This is a genomic window from Petrocella sp., assembly GCF_059865615.1.
This window is the reverse complement of record NZ_JCBCDA010000094.1, coordinates 1-4,707: the sequence shown is the minus strand read 5'-3', so window position 1 is coordinate 4,707 and position 4,707 is coordinate 1. Positions and strand designations below refer to the sequence as shown.

Genomic DNA, 4,707 nt, shown 5'->3' with positions numbered 1-4,707 from the left:
ATCGGTTCCTTCCTAAATGTATGTATCTTGAGGATACCCTTGCATGAAAGTATTACCTTTGACCGTTCTCATTGTCCCAAGTGTGGCTACATATTAAAGTGGTATGATCTGATACCTTTACTGAGCTACATCTTCCTTGGCGGCAAGTGCCGGTCATGTCAGACAAAAATATCTTTGCAATACCCAATAATAGAGCTGCTCAACGGAGCAGCCTATTTGGGTATTTATCTATACTTAGGTCTATCCTGGCAAACGGTGATTGCATGTTTGTTGTTCTCAGCCTTGTTGGTGGTCTTCATGATTGATCTAAGGCACAAGATCATTCCTAATGGTCTGGTAGTCTTTATTCTAATCTTAGGCGTCACTCAGATGTTTCTAACCGGAGACTACATCCGACATATCATAGGTTTTTTTGCTGTCAGTAGTATACTCATTCTTCTTAGTCTCATGGTGAAAAACGGCATGGGTATGGGGGACATTAAGCTGATGGCGGCGGCAGGACTCTTACTTGGGTGGGATAAGATATTACTGGCTTTAATGATTGGGTCTGTTGTTGGATCGGTTATTGGTATAGGCCTTATTGTATTTAAGATGATTAAACCAAGACAAGCTATACCTTTTGGACCTTTTTTGGCCACAGGTATTATGACGGCCATGCTTTTTGGTGAACCGATTATTAATTGGTATATTGGACTTGTCTTTGGATAAAAAAAGACAGACCAGAGAAAATGAATTACTATTATGCAAATAGAAGTATAATTGATTGAATTGGGTAGGAGGGGTCAAGTGAGTTATCCAAACAGAGGGCTTTCCATTGATATTGGAAATGAAAAAATTAAGTTAATCGACTACATCAGAAAAAAAGACACCATAAAAATAGAACATAGTATACTCCTTAACACACCGGAAAACGTCATTAGTGATGGTGTTATTAATAGTGTTACAGATATTGGAGATGTGATTGGTGCGGCTTTACGAGAAAAAGGCATCAAAACAAAAGATGTGATTTTTACAGTGGCTTCCAGTAAGATTATTACCAGAGAGGTTGATTTGCCGGATCTGCCAGTTAAGAAGTTGAACACATTGATTCGTATGAATGCAGATGAGTATTTCCCAGTAAATCTAACAGAATATACTCTGGATTATAGAATTATTGACCGAGTGGACCTAGGCGATGGTATGCAAGCCAAGGTCAACCTTGTAGCAGCGTTAACCTCGCTAATGGAAGGGTATGTAGAGTTGGCTGAGTCCTTAAAGCTAAGGATTAGAGGCATTGACTATGGTGGCAACAGTATTATTAATTTCGCCAGTCACCTGGATATGGATAAGACCTATATGCTTCTAGATCTAGGTAGTGAAAGTACCATGGTCACCGTTATGAATAAGAAGGTTGTGAAGTTCAACCGTAATCTGGTTTATGGCACCAAGGTCATAAACAATAGTATACAAAACCATTTTGGTGTTGATCTTAAGGAAGCCATGAAGATTGCTTCTGAACAAACTTTATTAAACCATGAACCGGAGACCAATGACTTTCTCAGTAATGATGTCTCATCAGCGCTGAACCAGATCTTAAACGGTGTTGCCAGACTGATGGATTATTATGCCTCCAGAAACAAGGACAGCATCGAACACATCTATCTTGTTGGTGGTGGTACAGGCATTAACGGTATCGCGCAGTACATTGAACGATATTTTAATATGACGTGTACTATTTTAAGTGAGAACCCGAAAGTGGTTGCCAATGATGATGGGTATGTGAAGAACAGCGTTTTTTATTCCAACTGTATTGGTGCCATTTATTCAGAAATGAACCTTTTACCTATTCATGTTCTGAACAAAGATAAGATGAAAGTATCCAGACGTCTAAAGTTGGAGCTGGCACTATTGGCTATTGTTTTATTAGCCGTGGCGGTTTATTTACCTTTTGCAGGTCTTAGAAAACTAGAAAAAGAGAAAGAAAACCTTCTGGCTGAGATCGAAGAGAAACAGATTGCAGAAGTGGTACTAGAAGACTATAACCAAACCATGACATCCTTGACCTTTCATGAATCTATTATAGGCACATCTTCATCGACAACGGAAATCATGGCAGATCTCTTGGAAAAGATGGAAGCAGAGATACCTACAAGTGTCAGCTATCTAACCATGAACAATTCAGAAGAAGGCATTCTTATTTCCTGTATTGCATCGGACAAGCTCACCATGGTTAATTTTATTACCATCTTAAAAAACATGACCCTTAATAATGAACTTGTTTTTAGTCAGGTTTATGTACCCAGCTTCTCGGAAGTTGAAGGCTCTACGGCAGGTAATTCTTACTATGCCTTTTCCATTGCCTGTGATTATGTTCAGGAGGTGGAATAATGAGTAATAGAGATAAACGGTTATTAGGGATTTTGGGCATTGCTATTATAGGGCTTATTCTATACTATGCAGTGTATCGACCTATTACCATTAAAAAACAAGCTTTAGAAGATGAAATCATCACCATTGAGGAAAGGGCAGCAACCCTTAGAGTAGAATACGAAAAAATGCCTTTTTATCTGGAAGAGACGGAAGTCGCTCAGACACGCATCGAGGCAATCCAAGAAGTATTACCGGCAGAACTGACACAAGAGCGCGCTTTTAAATTGCTTTTTGACATCGAAGATACTTTTTCGGATATTAACTTTGGCAATGTAACCTTTTCTAATGTTGAGACCTTAGCTTATAGCAATGAGGAGAACGATGATACCACGGAAATGGCCATTAGGCAAAATGTGGTTTCTAACTTAGACCTTAGTTATACAGATTTAAAGGCATTTTTAAGGTACATCGGCAATTACGAAGACCGTACCGTATTGACCAATCTCAGCATGAACCTCTTAGAAGAGGAGAATAAGATTACCACCACCTTGGTGATGAACATGTATGGTCTTGTAGGTGCGAAGCGAGAAGTTGAGCCGGTCATCTTTGATACCGTACCCAAAGGTAAAGTACAACCTTTTGATTCTCCCAATCTACGTATTACCCCACAAACAGTCACCAATCGTGTAAGTGACGGAACCGGTGATTTGTTCATCGCTCTAAAACCAACCAGAGCAGATGGCTATGCACAAGTCATAGGCCTTACCAATGACCCCGGTCAAAGAAGTTATGTAACAGGCGATGTGGATGGTGTGGTACAGGCCAACCTTAGGATTTTTATTGAAAATGGCAATTATTATGCTACTTACGTCATGAATGGTACCACAAAAAGCAGACAAGCCTTTGAAGTGGGACAAGCTCTTGAGTTAGATTTATATGCGTCTAAACGTGTGGATGCCAATGACCTTGTTGGGATGAACCTTACCATTGTAAATCAAACCCAATTACCATTATATATTAATAAAATCGAAGAAGACCCCACGAATCCCAGACTCAACATTGTTTCCACAGAAGGCGAAGTGAATTAAATGATAAAATCATGGTGGAACAAATTAAAATCCAATAGCGGTTTTTCCCTTGTAGAGGCATTGGTCACCATTGCCATTGTTGGTGCTGCCATGATTCCTATTTCAATGGTTTTTACTCAAACCATCGGTACAACTGTAGAAACAAGAAAACAATTGGTGGCCAATGGCCTGGGACAAGAATACCTTGAAGCCTTAAAAGCAAAAGAGTTTTCTGATTTTGCATCTGTATTTGGCGTCAATACAAGCATAGAAATCAATGATTCATTTACACAAGATACCTATGATCTAATGGTGTTAACACCACTGCCAAAGGGATATAGGGCTGTACTGTCCTATGATACAAGTGTGGATATAAACGCTTTTGCTTTACCAACACCGAACCCAATGCCGGATGCTGATATTATCGTAGATATCCCTAGTGGTTATATGAACACGGTTATCTTAACCGATACGAGCAGTGGCAATCAGATGACGTATCCACAAACACCAACTTCTAGTACGGATAGAGTTATTCGAATTCGTGGTGACCGTGATGCAAAAACCATCACTTTAGACTATTTTGATCAGTTGACAAGTGGTGGCGGTTCAATTGATAGCCGTTTTAGCATAACGGCGCCATCCACTGATCCGGTAATAAGACTTCTTATGGGAGAAGGTCGTGTTGGGACGCCCATGACAACCAGAATAGATATAAAAAGTAATTTACCCCAGACGATTAAGTTGTATTTCTATGAAGAGGACACCAATACGGTAAAGGCAACCACCAATATTATAAGTGGCTCTGTCAGTATTAGTCGGAATCTGAATGCGGTTGATACTTATGATCGTAGAATCCTAGGCATAAAAGTTGAGATTTTTGACACGTATTCCGGTAAAAAACTGGGTACTTATACAACCACCAAGATAAGCGAGTAGGTGATCATATGAGACTATTGGATAAATTGAACAATCAAAAAGGTTCTACATTATTATTTGTTGTCATCACCGTGGCCATTTTAGCCATGTTGGGTACAGCCTTATTATCCATGTCCTTAATGAACATCAATATGAAACATAATGACAATCGAATCAAGAAAACCTTGTACTATGCTGAATCCGGTATTGATCAGGTCTATGCCCGCGTAGGTAAGCTTGTAGAGATGTCTATAAACGAAGCCATTGCCAATACGGATGATGATATTAAAATCATCTTAAATGAAATCGATGCCATGTTACAAGATGAGAACAACATACCCCCATTTGTTGGTATTAATAGCAGCATAACTTATGT

At 39.3% G+C, this 4,707-nt stretch carries 5 protein-coding genes; all 5 read left to right on the top strand.

Annotated elements, in window-relative coordinates:
* Nucleotides 1-708, top strand: a 708-nt coding sequence (locus tag AC6F8J_RS10385) for a prepilin peptidase (RefSeq protein ID WP_500723166.1), incomplete at its 5' end; no start/stop codon positions are given.
* 78 nt (nt 709-786) lie between these two features.
* Nucleotides 787-2,367, top strand: coding sequence for a pilus assembly protein PilM (pilM, locus tag AC6F8J_RS10380; protein WP_500723164.1), 1,581 nt, complete (start codon nt 787-789; stop codon nt 2,365-2,367).
* Nucleotides 2,367-3,437, top strand: a complete 1,071-nt coding sequence (locus AC6F8J_RS10375) for a hypothetical protein (RefSeq protein ID WP_500723162.1) — start codon at nt 2,367-2,369, stop codon at nt 3,435-3,437. Before pilM ends, AC6F8J_RS10375 begins: the two co-directional genes overlap by 1 nt.
* Nucleotides 3,438-4,352, top strand: a complete 915-nt coding sequence (locus tag AC6F8J_RS10370) for a prepilin-type N-terminal cleavage/methylation domain-containing protein (protein WP_500723160.1) — start codon at nt 3,438-3,440, stop codon at nt 4,350-4,352.
* Nucleotides 4,353-4,360: 8 nt separating this feature from the next.
* A partial coding sequence (locus tag AC6F8J_RS10365) for a type II secretion system protein (RefSeq protein ID WP_500723158.1) occupies nt 4,361-4,707 on the top strand: 347 nt, incomplete at its 3' end.

What these genes read in the sequence shown, in the direction of transcription:
- AC6F8J_RS10375 (WP_500723162.1), top strand. Translation starts at nt 2,367, where the DNA reads ATGAGTAATAGAGATAAACGGTTATTAGGGATTTTGGGCATTGCTATT.
- AC6F8J_RS10370 (WP_500723160.1), top strand. Translation starts at nt 3,438, where the DNA reads ATGATAAAATCATGGTGGAACAAATTAAAATCCAATAGCGGTTTTTCC.